The 11,837-nt window shown below is 73.1% G+C and carries 12 protein-coding genes; 7 read left to right on the forward strand and 5 right to left on the reverse strand.

Annotation, left to right across the window (positions count from 1 at the left end; all coding sequences use genetic code 11):
* Positions 1-124 precede the first annotated feature (124 nt).
* On the forward strand, positions 125-622 hold the full coding sequence (locus tag ABZ117_RS09645; protein WP_356819006.1) for an Lrp/AsnC family transcriptional regulator: 498 nt from the start codon (positions 125-127) through the stop codon (positions 620-622).
* Between the two features lie 2 nt (positions 623-624).
* On the opposite strand, the gene ABZ117_RS09650 is transcribed toward ABZ117_RS09645, so the two are convergent.
* Complete coding sequence (locus tag ABZ117_RS09650; RefSeq protein ID WP_356819008.1) at positions 625-1,212, reverse strand: TetR/AcrR family transcriptional regulator; 588 nt, start codon at positions 1,210-1,212, stop codon at positions 625-627.
* Entirely contained in the window at positions 1,209-2,723 is a 1,515-nt protein-coding gene (locus tag ABZ117_RS09655; protein WP_356819010.1) for a 3-hydroxyacyl-CoA dehydrogenase, read from the reverse strand. Before ABZ117_RS09655 ends, ABZ117_RS09650 begins: the two co-directional genes overlap by 4 nt.
* A 159-nt stretch (positions 2,724-2,882) precedes the next feature.
* On the opposite strand from ABZ117_RS09655, the gene paaN reads away from it, so the two are divergent.
* Complete coding sequence (gene paaN / locus ABZ117_RS09660) at positions 2,883-4,574, forward strand: phenylacetic acid degradation protein PaaN (RefSeq protein ID WP_356819012.1); 1,692 nt, start codon at positions 2,883-2,885, stop codon at positions 4,572-4,574.
* 94 nt (positions 4,575-4,668) lie between these two features.
* On the opposite strand, the gene ABZ117_RS09665 is transcribed toward paaN, so the two are convergent.
* The 3 genes from ABZ117_RS09665 to ABZ117_RS09675 are packed head-to-tail and all read right to left on the reverse strand — an operon-like array spanning position 4,669 to position 7,378.
* Positions 4,669-5,424, reverse strand: coding sequence for a TrmH family RNA methyltransferase (locus ABZ117_RS09665; RefSeq protein ID WP_356819013.1), 756 nt, complete (start codon positions 5,422-5,424; stop codon positions 4,669-4,671).
* Positions 5,421-6,632 carry an HTTM domain-containing protein gene (locus ABZ117_RS09670; protein ID WP_356819015.1) on the reverse strand — a complete coding sequence of 404 codons (1,212 nt, stop codon included), beginning with the start codon at positions 6,630-6,632 and terminating at the stop codon, positions 5,421-5,423. The genes ABZ117_RS09665 and ABZ117_RS09670 overlap by 4 nt, the downstream gene beginning before the upstream one ends.
* Positions 6,629-7,378 carry a DUF5819 family protein gene (locus tag ABZ117_RS09675; RefSeq protein WP_356819373.1) on the reverse strand — a complete coding sequence of 250 codons (750 nt, stop codon included), beginning with the start codon at positions 7,376-7,378 and terminating at the stop codon, positions 6,629-6,631. Before ABZ117_RS09675 ends, ABZ117_RS09670 begins: the two co-directional genes overlap by 4 nt.
* A 649-nt stretch (positions 7,379-8,027) precedes the next feature.
* On the opposite strand from ABZ117_RS09675, the gene paaA reads away from it, so the two are divergent.
* From paaA to ABZ117_RS09700, 5 genes are read left to right on the forward strand one after another with little or no spacing between them, the layout of a single operon-like run.
* A complete protein-coding gene (gene paaA, locus ABZ117_RS09680; RefSeq protein WP_356819016.1) occupies positions 8,028-9,041 on the forward strand; it encodes a 1,2-phenylacetyl-CoA epoxidase subunit PaaA in 1,014 nt (337 codons plus the stop codon).
* Positions 9,038-9,325, forward strand: a complete 288-nt coding sequence (paaB, locus tag ABZ117_RS09685; RefSeq protein ID WP_356819018.1) for a 1,2-phenylacetyl-CoA epoxidase subunit PaaB — start codon at positions 9,038-9,040, stop codon at positions 9,323-9,325. Before paaA ends, paaB begins: the two co-directional genes overlap by 4 nt.
* 56 nt (positions 9,326-9,381) lie before the next feature.
* The gene (gene paaC / locus ABZ117_RS09690) at positions 9,382-10,083 is read left to right on the forward strand and encodes a 1,2-phenylacetyl-CoA epoxidase subunit PaaC (RefSeq protein ID WP_356819375.1); all 702 of its coding nucleotides are present in this window, start codon (positions 9,382-9,384) and stop codon (positions 10,081-10,083) included.
* Positions 10,077-10,634, forward strand: coding sequence for a 1,2-phenylacetyl-CoA epoxidase subunit PaaD (gene paaD / locus ABZ117_RS09695; RefSeq protein ID WP_356819020.1), 558 nt, complete (start codon positions 10,077-10,079; stop codon positions 10,632-10,634). The genes paaC and paaD overlap by 7 nt, the downstream gene beginning before the upstream one ends.
* The gene (locus ABZ117_RS09700; RefSeq protein ID WP_356819022.1) at positions 10,634-11,698 is read left to right on the forward strand and encodes a 2Fe-2S iron-sulfur cluster-binding protein; all 1,065 of its coding nucleotides are present in this window, start codon (positions 10,634-10,636) and stop codon (positions 11,696-11,698) included. The genes paaD and ABZ117_RS09700 overlap by 1 nt, the downstream gene beginning before the upstream one ends.
* Positions 11,699-11,837 lie beyond the last annotated feature (139 nt).

An 11,837-nucleotide genomic window follows, 5' to 3' on the forward strand; every position in this document is an offset into this window, starting at 1 on the left:
GCCTCACCAACCGATTGTTCGGTCGTCGGCGCATTTTGGCTACAGGCACCGCCAGGCTGTGGACAAACGGTTCTGCACAGCCTGCAATGAAGCCAGGACGTCCACGGCGACCGAGCGGGGGGACATGGCACCTGAACAAATGGCCGACGGGCCGCAGGAGGGGGCCCTGCTGCCGGCCCGTCCGCTCGACGCCATCGACCAGGACATCCTGAAGATCCTCCAGGCCGACGGCCGGGCCTCGATACGGTCCGTCGCCGAACGCGTGCACGTCTCACGCGCCAACGCCTACGCCCGCATCAACCGGCTCGTCGAGGACGGGGTCATCCGGGGCTTCAGCGCGCGCGTGGACCACGAGCGCGCGGGTCACGGCACATCGGCGTACATCACCCTGAAGATCGTCCAGAACTCCTGGCGCACGGTCCGCGAACAGCTCAGGCTGCTGCCCGGGGCCTCCCACATCGCGCTGGTGGGCGGTGACTTCGATGTGCTGCTGCTGGTGCACACGCCCGACAACAAGGCACTGCGCGAGCTGGTGCTCACCCGGCTCCAGGCGATCCCCGAGGTGCTCAGCACCCGCACCCTGCTGGTCTTCGAGGAGGAGGACCTGGAGCCGGACGGCTGAGGTCAGCTCCGGCGCAGCCCCGAGAACACCAGCCGGACGACGGCGTCGGACACGTCGCGGGCGCTCGCTCCCCGCGGGTCCGGCCGGTACCACTCCACGATCGAGTTGATCATCCCGAAGACCAGCCGGGTGGCCAGGCGGACCTCCACGTCGCCGCCCACGTCCCCCTCGGCGGTGCCCTCCTTGAGCAGCTCGGCGACCCGGTGGTCGAAGTCGCGGCGGCGCTCCAGCGCCCACCGCTCGGTGGCGGTGTTGCCGCGCACGCGCAGCAGCAGCGTCACATAGGGCAGCTCGGCTATGAGCACCTCGACCATGCGGCGCACGACGTGCTCCAGCCGGTCGGCGGGGCGCCCCACGCGCGCGTGCTCCTCGTCCAGGATGGCGAACAGGCCGTCGAGGGCGCGGCTGACGGCGCGGCGCAGCAGCTCCTCCTTGCCGCTGACGTGGTGGTAGATCGACGACTTGGAGATCCCGGCCGCCTTGGAGAGATGCTCCATGGAGGTGCCGTCGTAGCCGCGCTCGTTGAAGACGCGGACGGCGACGGCGAGCAGCGTCTCGGGGGTGTACGTGTCACGCCTGGCCGTGGTCATGCGGTGCCCTCCCGCTGGTCGGTGGCATACGCGTGGCGGTACAGCGCGAGGGAGGGCGCATACCGTCCGGAGGGGTCGCGGTCGTGCATCTCGTACAGGATGTCGTAGGCGAAGCCGGAGCCGAGCCTGCGGTCCCACTCGAAGGGGCCGAGCGGGTAGTTGACGCCCAGGCGCATCGCGGTGTCGATGTCCTCCTCGGTCGCCACGCCCTTGGCGACGGCATCGTGGGCGAGGTCGATGATCCGGGCGACGGTGCGGGCGACGATCATGCCGGGCACGTCGCCGATGACGCTGACCTCCTTGCCGAGCGCCTGGAACAGGCCGGTGGCCTCGGCGAGGGCCTGCGGCGAGGTGTCCTGGGAGGCGGAGAGGGCGATGCGGGTGGCCGTGCGGTAGTCCAGGGCGAGGTCGAAGTGGACGACGTCCCGGGACTCCACGGAGGTCCGGCCGTCGGCGAGGACCAGCCGGCCGCCGCCGGGGAGCACCAGGCGGGTGCCGTCGTACGCGTCCTCCGCGCGGACCTCGATGCCCGCCTCGCGGATCAGCTCGATCAGCCCGGCCGCCGGGCCCAGACCGCCCTCGACGACGACGTGGGCGGGCGGCTGCTGCCGGTCGGCGGTGTGCGGGCGGGGCCGCTCGGCGCCCTCGGCGTGGTCGTACCAGCCGTAGCCGCTCTTGCGGCCGAGCCGGCCCGACTCCACCAGCCGGCGCTGGGCAAGGGAGGGGGTGAAGCGCACGTCCTGGAAGAAGGACTGCCACACCGAGTGCGTGACGGACTCGTTGACGTCCTGGCCGATGAGGTCGGTCAGCTCGAACGCGCCCATCCGGAAACCGCCGCACTCGCGCAGGACCGCGTCGACGGTCGCGGGGTCGGCGGCCTGGGCCTCGTGGACCGCGAACGCCTCGGCGTAGAACGGCCGGGCGATGCGGTTGACGATGAAGCCCGGGGTGTCCGCGCAGGCCACCGGGGTCTTGCCCCAGGCGCGGGCGGTCTCGTACGCGCGCGTGGCCGACGTGACGTCGGTGGCGGACCCGGAGACCACCTCGACCAGCGGCAGCAGCGGCGCCGGGTTGAAGAAGTGCAGGCCGACGAAGCGTCCGGGGTGGCGCAGGGCGCCGCCGACGGCCGTCACCGACAGCGAGGAGGTGTTGGTGGCGAGCAGGCAGTCCTCGGCGACGATGTCCTCCAGCTCGCCGAAGAGCCGCTGTTTGACGTCGAGCCGCTCCAGGACGGCCTCCACGACGAGCGCACAGTCGGCCAGCTCCGTGAGGCCGTCCGCGGGCCGAAGACGGGCACGGGCCGCGTCCCGGCCGGCGTCGGTGAGCCGGCCCTTGGCCACCAGCCGGTCGAGGCGTGCGCCGATCACGTCGGCCGCGTCCCGGGCGCGCCCGGGGACGGCGTCGTACAGCCGCACGGGATGGCCGGCGACCAGCGCGACCTGGGCGATTCCCTGGCCCATGGTGCCGGTGCCGACGACGGCCACGGGGCTGCTGAGGTCGATTGCTGTCATGTGCGCGATCCTCCCGCACGGGGTTTTCCACAGATGCGGCGGACCCCCTTGTCCCGACCGATCGTTCGGTTACTCTAGCTCTGACTGCCCCATCCCGCTGCTCTTTCTGCCAGGTCGTGAACTCGACGAAGAGTTCTCCAGACGAGGAGTTGGTCCCGCATGGCCGCCGAACTGACCGCGCACGAGTTGACCGCGAAGCACCGGCCCACTCTCGACCAGGCCCTGGAAACGATCCGCACGCGCGCGTACTGGTCCCCGCACCCCGAGCACCCCAAGGCGTACGGCGAGCACGGCAGCCTGGACGCGGCGGCGGGCAAGGCCGCCTTCGACGCCCTACTGGGCACCCGCCTGGACCTCGGCCAGCCCGGCACGGACGACTGGGTGGGCGGCGAGGTCTCGCCGTACGGCGTCGAGCTGGGCGTGACCTACCCGCACGCGGACATCGACGTGCTGCTGCCGGCCATGCGGGCGGGGCAGCGGGCGTGGCGGGACGCGGGCCCGGAGGTGCGGGCGGTGGTCTGCCTGGAGATCCTCAAGCGGATCAGCGACCGGACGCACGAGTTCGCGCACGCCGTGATGCACACCAGCGGTCAGGCGTTCATGATGGCGTTCCAGGCGGGCGGCCCGCACGCCCAGGACCGCGGCCTGGAGGCGGTGGCGTACGCGTTCGCGGAGCAGGTCCGCACGCCCGACACGGCGGAGTGGAGCAAGCCGCAGGGCAAGCGGGACCCGTTGACCCTCACCAAGCGGTTCACCGCGGTCCCGCGCGGCATCGGCCTGGTCATCGGCTGCAACACCTTCCCCACCTGGAACGGCTACCCGGGCCTGTTCGCCTCCCTGGCCACCGGCAACGCGGTCCTGGTCAAGCCGCACCCGCGCGCGGTGCTGCCCCTCGCGCTGACCGTGCAGGTCGCCCGGGACGTGCTGGCCGGAGCCGGCTTCGACCCGAACCTGGTCGCGCTGGCCGCCGAGCGCCCCGGCGAGGGCGTCGCCAAGACCCTCGCCACCCGCCCCGAGATCAGGATCATCGACTACACCGGGTCGACGTCCTTCGGCGACTGGCTGGAGACCAACGCCCACCAGGCGCAGGTCTACACGGAGAAGGCCGGCGTCAACACGGTGATCGTGCACTCCACGGACGACTACAAGGGCATGCTGTCCAACCTGGCGTTCTCGCTGTCCCTGTACAGCGGCCAGATGTGCACCACCCCGCAGAACCTGCTGATCCCCCGGGACGGCATCAGCACCGACCAGGGCCCCAGGACCTTCGACGAGGTCACCGCCGACCTCGCCCGCGCGGTCGACGGCCTGCTCGGCGACGACGCGCGCGCGAACGCCCTGCTCGGCGCGATCGTCAACCCGGACGTCAAGGCCCGCCTGGAGGCGGCGGCCGGCCTCGGCGAGGTCGCCCTGGCCTCCCGAGAGATCACCAACCCGGAGTTCCCGGACGCGGTGGTCCGCACCCCCGTCATCGTGAAGCTCGACGGCGCCAAGCCGGACGACGAGGCGGCCTACATGAGCGAGTGCTTCGGCCCCGTCTCCTTCGCCGTCGCCGTCGACTCGGTGACGGACGCGGTCGAGCTGCTGCGCCGCACGGTCCGGGAGAAGGGCGCCATGACGGTCGGCGCGTACACCACCGACGCCGACACCGAGCGGGCCGTCGAGGAGGTCTGCCTGGAGGAGGCGGCCCAGCTCTCCCTGAACCTGACCGGCGGGGTCTACGTCAACCAGACCGCCGCGTTCTCCGACTTCCACGGCTCGGGCGGCAACCCGGCGGCGAACGCGGCCCTGTGCGACGGCGCGTTCGTGGCCGGCCGCTTCCGGGTCGTGGAGGTCCGCCGGGAGGCGTAGGGGCGTCGCCCTCACCGGCCGGGTGCCGCGGGCCGTCGCAGCGGACGACGGCCCGGGGACCCCGCGCGCACAGCGGGCCGGCCGGGGCACCCTGCTAGCGCGCGTCCCCGGGGGTGCCGTTCGCGCTCCAGTGGTACAGCGTCATCGCCACACTGGTGGCCAGGTTGTAGCTGGAGACCTGAGGGCGCATCGGGAGGCGCAGCAGGTGGTCGGCGCGGGCCCGCAGCTCCGCGGAGAGACCGGTGCGTTCCGAACCGAAGGCCAGGACGGCGTCGTCGGGCAGCCGGGTGCCGCGGATGTCCTCGCCCTCCGGGTCGAGGGCGAACAGCGGGCCGGCGGGCAGGTCGGCGACGTCGAGGTGTTCCACGGTGGTCGCGAAGTGCAGGCCCGCGCCGCCGCGCACCACCGCCGGATGCCAGGGGTCGAGCGTGCCCGTGGTGACCACACCGGTGGCCCCGAAGCCGGCGGCCAGCCGGATCACGGCACCGGCGTTGCCCAGGTTGCGGGGGTTGTCCAGGACCACGACGGGCGCGGTGCGGGGCGTGCGGGTGAGCGCCCGCAGGCCGGCCGCGCGCGAGGGCCGTACGGCGAGCGCGGCCACACCGGTGGGATGCGGGCGCGGGACGAGACCGGCGTACGCCGGTCCGGACACCTCCGTCAGCAGGGCGGCCAGCGTGTCCCGTACGTCCCCGGCCAGCTCCTCGGCGAGAGCGAGCGCGGCCTCCCGGTCGGTGGTGACCGCGACCGGCACCTCGGCCCCGAAGCGCAGCGCGTGCTTCAGCGCGTGGAAGCCGTCGAGCAGCACGGCGTCCTGCGCGTGTGCGCGCCAGCGGGCCAGGGGATCGGTCATGCGCTGAACCCTACGCGGCCCGGCGTGGCCTCCTCGGGGGAGCGTGGCGGGGGCACCGTACGGCCGCCGCGCCGCACGAGCCGTTCCCGCGCGCGTGTCACCAGCCCGCCCAGCCGGCGCAGGAAGCCCGTCGGCAGGAACACCGCGTCCGCCGCGATCATCGCCAGCGAGAAGAACGGCAGGCCGAGGACGACCGCGATCACCGCGTGCTCGGTCATCATCAGCACCAGCAGGACGTTCTTGACCCGCCGGTTGAACAGGGTGAACGGGAACGCGACCTGCACCATGACGGTCCCGTAGGCCACGACCATCATGATCGTCCCACTGGAGGACATCAGGTCGGCGAGTCCGGGCCAGGGCGAGAAGTAGTCCAGGTGGAGCGGGTAGTAGACGGCGGTGCCGTCCTGCCAGCGCGAGCCCTGGATCTTGTACCAGCCGGCCGTGGCGTAGATTAGGCACGCCTCCGCCATGATCACGGCCAGGGCTCCGTTGTGCAGGACGTTGGCGATGACGTCCAGCAGGATCCTGGGCTGGTCCCAGGCCGGCCGGCGGCCCGCGGCCCACCACAGGCCGAACGCCGCCCAGGCCGTCCACAGCAGCGCGGGGACCAGCCAGCCGTTGTCGAAGCGGCCGGTCAGCGTGACCGTGCAGAGCGCCCCGCCGAGCACCGCCCACAGCACCGGCCCAACCCGGTCGGCGGCCACGTGCTCGCCACGCGCGCGTGCCGCCCCGGCGCGGGCCGCGCGCCGCGCGTCGAGGGACCACACCTGGCCGCAGCGCGTGAACACCAGGTAGAAGGACATCAGGTGCAGGACGTTGTCACCGCCGTCGCCGACGAAGACGCTGCGGTTCTGGAGGGACAGCACGCCCACCATGAACAGCAGGGAGGCGGTGCGGGTGCGCCAGCCGAGCAGCAGGGCGGCGCTCGCGAGGATCGCCAGCGTGTAGCAGCACTCGAACCAGAGCCGGCTGTCGGACCACAGCAGCGCCGTGAAGGCGTGGTTGTCGGCCGTCAGCTGCTTGGCGAGGTTCCAGCCCCACGGGCCGGTGGGACCGTACAGCTCCCGGCGGTGGGGGAACTCGCGCAGCAGGAAGAGCAGCCAGGTCAGCGAGAAGCCGATCCGGATCACGGCGCTCTGGTAGGGGCCGAGGGCCGCCTCGGTGACCCGGGCGACGCCGCGTGACAGTGCCACGGACAGCTCGTTCACCGCACGCCTCCCGCCGCCTCGTCGGCCGTCAGGGACCACCAGGGCATCTGGCGGTAGACGGGCTTGCCGGAGACCCGCTCACGGCTCCACGCCGGCGGCTGGACGTTGGTCGTGCTGGAGCGGACCTGCACGCGCTGGATCACACCTTCCCGGCTCGTCGGATCGTCGCGGTACAGGCGCATCACCACGATGCGCCGCAGGTACTGCTCGGAGAGAGAGCCGCGCAGGCCCACGGCACGGTTGTCGGCGCCGTGCGTGGCCACGAAGTAGTCCCAGGCCCGGCGCAGCTCGTTCTGCTGGGTGTGGCTGGGCACCAGGTTGCCGTCGATGGCGGCGCCGTCCTGGGCGGAGAGGTCGGTCCAGCCGGTGGTGCGCACGCCGCCGTCCCGCAGGCGCACCTGGGCGCGCACCTGGACGGCGATGTTCTGCTGGAGCGGGTTCGGCGCGAACAGCTTCCAGTTCTGCTCGAACTCCGGATAGAGCCACTCCTCTATCGCCTTGCCGTGCTGCTTGGTCACCGTGTTGGCGGGCGCGAGGCTGAGAAACACCATCAGCACGTGCACGCAGGCGGCGACGGCGACGACCGCGAGCGCCAGGGCCGCGCCGATCTGGTAGCGGGGGGAGAGCGCGGCGACCCCGGCACGGGGTGGGGGCGGCACGTGCCGCGGCGTCTCCTCCGGGAGACGCGTCCCGGCCGACCCGTCCGGGGCCCGCGGGCCCGTCGGGTCCTCGTCGTACGCGTCCATGTGGTCCCGTCCCCCGTTTCGGCTCATGCGGTCGGCTCGGTCGTCCCGCTCGGTCGGTTCGTCCGCTCGGTCATGCGTCCCGCTCGGTCGTACGGCCCGGTCGCCCGGCCCAGCGGTGCGGCCGGGCGGGACGGCCCGCCTGTGCCGCGCCCGGCACAGGCGCCGCATGCCTCACGAGCGCCACGTCTCGGCCGCTCGACGGAACGGTACTCAGCCCCGGGCACCGGGCACAGCCCCGGGTAGGGGACGGGCGCGGGTGGGCCCCACCACGCGGTGCGAGTCCGGCCCCGCCCAGGCCGGCCTCAGGCGGCGTGCCCGGCCCCGCCCAGGCCGGACTCAGGCAGCGTGCCCGGCCCCGCCCAGGCCGGACTCAGGCAGCGTGCCCGGCCCCGCCCAGGCCGGCCTCAGGCAGCGTGCCGGCCTCGCCCAGCCGGTCTCATGGAGCGTGCGCGGCCCGGGCCCCAGGCCGGTCCCCGGGCCAGCTCGCGGGCGTCGTCCACAGGCGGTCGGCCGAGTTTTCCACAGCGGTTGACACCCCGTGGCGGCCCGGCACACCATGGATGCGCACGAACCGAACGATCGGTCGGGACATGGGTGGCGGCCCCGACCGGACAGTGCTCACCGCAGAGCCCGAGGTCAGGGGGACCGCATGGCCACAGCAGCCGCGCAGCGCACGGCCCGTACGGAAGCGGACGGCGCCGGCACCGTCGACACGGCGGCCTACCGAGGCGCCTTCGACGCGGCCGTGGCCGCCGACGAACGCATCGAACCGCGGGACTGGATGCCCGACGCCTACCGGGCGACGCTGGTCCGGCAGATCGCCCAGCACGCGCACTCCGAGATCATCGGCATGCAGCCGGAGGCCAACTGGATCACCCGCGCGCCCTCCCTGCGGCGCAAGGCGATCCTGATGGCCAAGGTCCAGGACGAGGCCGGCCACGGCCTGTACCTGTACAGCGCGGCCGAGACCCTCGGCACCAGCCGCGACGAACTGCTCGGCAAACTGCACTCCGGCCGCCAGAAGTACTCCTCGATCTTCAACTACCCGACGCTGACCTGGGCCGACGTCGGCGCGATCGGCTGGCTGGTGGACGGCGCCGCGATCACCAACCAGGTCCCCCTGTGCCGCTGCTCCTACGGCCCGTACGCCCGCGCGATGGTGCGGATCTGCAAGGAGGAGTCCTTCCACCAGCGCCAGGGCTACGAACTGCTGCTGGCGCTGAGCCAGGGCACCCCCGAGCAGCACGCGATGGCGCAGGACGCGGTGGACCGCTGGTGGTGGCCGTCCCTGATGATGTTCGGCCCGCCCGACGACGAGTCCCAGCACTCCGCGCAGTCGATGGAGTGGAAGATCAAGCGTCACTCCAACGACGAGCTGCGCCAGCGCTTCGTCGACATCTGCGTCCCGCAGGCCGAGTCGCTGGGCCTCACCCTTCCCGACCCGGACCTGCGGTGGAACGAGGAGCGGGGCCACCACGACTTCGGCGCGATCGACTGGACCGAGTTCTGGGACGTCCTCAAGGGCAACGGCCCGTGCAACGAACAGCGGATCACCCAGCGCAGGCGCGCCCACGACGAGGGCGCATGGGTACGGGAAGCGGCCGCGGCCTACGCGGCCAAGCACACCGGCACCGCCGGTGAGAGGGGAGCGACGCGCGCATGAGCACCACCGACTGGCCGCTGTGGGAGGTCTTCGTGCGCTCCCGGCGCGGCCTCTCCCACACCCACGCCGGCAGCCTGCACGCCCCCGACGCCGAGCTGGCCCTGCGCAACGCCCGCGACCTGTACACCCGGCGCGGCGAGGGCGTCTCGATCTGGGTGGTGCCGGCCGCCTCGATCACCGCGTCGTCACCGGACGAGAAGGACCCGTTCTTCGAGCCGGCCGCCGACAAGCCCTACCGGCACCCGACCTTCTACGCGATCCCGGAAGGGGTGAAGCACCTGTGACCGCCACCGGCCCCGCCCCCGACCCGGTGACCCCCGCCGGCCCGGCCGCCGTCCCGGTGACCGCCGCGCTCGCCCTCGGCGACGACGCCCTGGTGCTCTCCCACCGCCTGGGGGAGTGGGCCGGGCACGCTCCGGTCCTGGAGGAGGAGGTCGCCCTCGCCAACATCGCCCTGGACCTGCTCGGCCAGGCGCGGGTGCTGCTGTCACTCGCCGGTGACGAGGACGACCTGGCCTACCTCCGCGAGGAGCGCGCCTTCCGCAACCTCCAGCTCGTCGAGCAGCCGAACGGCGACTTCGCGCACACCATCGCCCGCCAGCTGTACTTCTCCGTCTACCAGCAGTTGCTCTACGGGGAACTGGCGACCGGGGACGGCCCGTTCACGCCGCTCGCCGCCAAGGCGGTCAAGGAGGTCGCCTACCACCGCGACCACGCCGAGCAGTGGACGCTGCGGCTCGGTGACGGCACGCCGACCAGTCACGAGCGGATGCAGCGGGCCTGCGACGCGCTGTGGCGGTTCACCGGCGAGATGTTCCAGCCGGTGGAGGGCCTGGACGCCGACTGGCCGGCGCTGGAGACCCGCTGGCTGGAGTACGTCGGCGACGTGCTCGTCCGTGCCACCCTCACGGTCCCCCAGGGACCGCGCACCGGGGCCTGGGCGGCCGGCGCCGGCCGGCAGGGCCTGCACACCGAACCGTTCGGGCGGATGCTCGCCGAGATGCAGCACCTGCCCCGCAGCCATCCGGGGGCGTCATGGTGACCCCGACCGCCCTGGAGGCGGAGCTGCTGGAGCTGGCCGGCGCGGTGCCCGACCCCGAACTGCCCGTGCTCACCCTGCGGGAGCTGGGTGTACTGCGCTCGGTACGCGTGCACGGCGCGGACGCGGTGGACGTCGACCTGACCCCGACCTACACCGGCTGCCCGGCCGTCGAGGCGATGAGCCTCGACATCGAACGGGCCCTGCGCGCCCACGGGATGCGTGAGGTGACCGTCCGCACCGTGCTCACGCCCGCCTGGTCGACCGACGACATCACCCCCGAGGGACGGCGCAAGCTCCAGGAGTTCGGCATCGCGCCCCCGCGCCTGCACGCCGCCTCCGGCCCGGTCCCGCTGGCACTCGGCCCGACCCGCACGCACGGCACCGAGACCGGCACGCAGACCGGCACGCACGGCGCGGTGGAGCCGGTCCGCTGCCCGCACTGCGGCTCGGCCGACACCGAGCTGCTGAGCCGGTTCTCGTCCACCGCCTGCAAGGCGCTGCGCCGCTGCCTGGCCTGCCGTGAACCGTTCGACCACTTCAAGGAGTTGTGATGGCACGCTTCCACCCGCTCCCGGTGGCCGCGGTCGACCCGCTCACCGACGACTCCGTGGCCCTCACCCTCAGTGTCCCGCCCGGGCTGCGCGAGGAGTACCGGCACCGGCCCGGCCAGCATCTCGCGCTGCGCCGCCGGGTCGACGGCACGGAGATCCGGCGCACCTACTCGATCTGCTCCCCCGCGCCAGACCCGGCCGGCGGGGGCCCGGACACCCTGCGGGTGGGGGTGCGGCTGGTCGAGGGCGGTGCCTTCTCCTCGTACGCCCTGAAGGAGATCGCCGTCGGTGACGAGCTGGAGGTCATGACCCCGGCGGGCCGCTTCACTCTGGACCCGGCGCCGGGGCTGTACGCGGCGGTGGTCGGCGGCAGCGGCATCACCCCGGTGCTGTCCATCGTCACCACGCTGCTGGCACGCGAGCCCGCGGCCCGGTTCTGCCTGATACGCAGCGACCGGACGGCCGCCTCGACGATGTTCCTGGAGGAGGTCGCCGACCTGAAGGACCGCTACCCCGAGCGGTTCCAGCTGGTGACCGTGCTCTCCCGGGAGGAGCAGCAGGCGGGCCTGCCGTCGGGCCGGCTGGACCGGGAGCGGCTCGTGCGGCTGCTGCCCGCGCTGATGCCGACGGAGCGGGTGGCGGGCTGGTTCCTGTGCGGGCCGTACGGGCTGGTCGAGGACGCGGAGCGGGCGCTGCGCGTACTGGGCGTGGACCGGTCGCGGATCCACCAGGAGATCTTCCACGTGGACGCGGGGAGCGCCACGGTGGTCACCGCTTCGGCTCCCGCGCACAGCACCGTCACCGCGCGGCTGGACGGACGCGGTGGCACCTGGCCGGTGCGGGAGGGCGAGTCACTGCTGGAGACGGTGCTGCGCAACCGGTCCGACGCGCCCTACGCCTGCAAGGGCGGGGTGTGCGGGACGTGCCGGGCCTTCCTGGTCTCGGGCGAGGTCCGCATGGACCGCAACTTCGCGCTGGAGAAGGAGGAGACGGAGTCCGGATACGTACTGGCCTGCCAGTCGCACCCGCTGACGGAGAAGGTGGAGCTGGACTTCGACCGCTGACCGGCGCCGCACGGGGACCGCCGGACCCGGACCGCCGGACCCGGACCGGAGACCCCGGACCGGAGGACCCAGATTGGAGACCCCGAACCGGAGGACCCGGACCGGCGCCGCCCGGGACCGGCGCACCCCCGGCACCGCG

This window comes from Streptomyces sp. NPDC006309, from assembly GCF_040613095.1.
In the GTDB taxonomy this organism is placed as follows: domain Bacteria; phylum Actinomycetota; class Actinomycetes; order Streptomycetales; family Streptomycetaceae; genus Streptomyces.